We start from the raw sequence: 386 nt of genomic DNA on the forward strand, positions 1-386 counted from the left end.
CTTCATCTCCACGCACGGTGCGCGTAAAGGTCTGGCGGATACCGCACTGAAAACAGCGAACTCCGGTTACCTGACTCGTCGTCTGGTTGACGTTGCACAGGACCTGGTTGTTACTGAAGACGACTGTGGCACCCTGGAAGGCATCACCATGACCCCGGTTATCGAGGGTGGTGATGTTAAAGAGCCGCTGCGCGATCGCGTACTGGGTCGTGTGACCGCTGAAGACGTTCTGAAGCCGGGTACTGCGGATATTCTGGTTCCACGCAACACGCTGCTGCACGAGCACTGGTGTGACCTGCTGGAAGAGAACTCCGTTGACTCCGTCAAAGTGCGTTCCGTCGTATCCTGTGACACCGACTTTGGTGTATGCGCGCACTGCTACGGTC

At 57.3% G+C, this 386-nt stretch carries 1 protein-coding gene; it reads left to right on the plus strand.

What is annotated here, in order from left to right; genetic code table 11:
- Nucleotides 1–386 (plus strand): hypothetical protein (locus FJV41_RS56665; protein ID WP_181791664.1); only part of this gene is annotated, 386 nt, incomplete at both ends.

The sequence above is a fragment of the Myxococcus llanfairpwllgwyngyllgogerychwyrndrobwllllantysiliogogogochensis genome, assembly GCF_006636215.1.
In the GTDB taxonomy this organism is placed as follows: domain Bacteria; phylum Myxococcota; class Myxococcia; order Myxococcales; family Myxococcaceae; genus Myxococcus; species Myxococcus llanfairpwllgwyngyllgogerychwyrndrobwllllantysiliogogogochensis.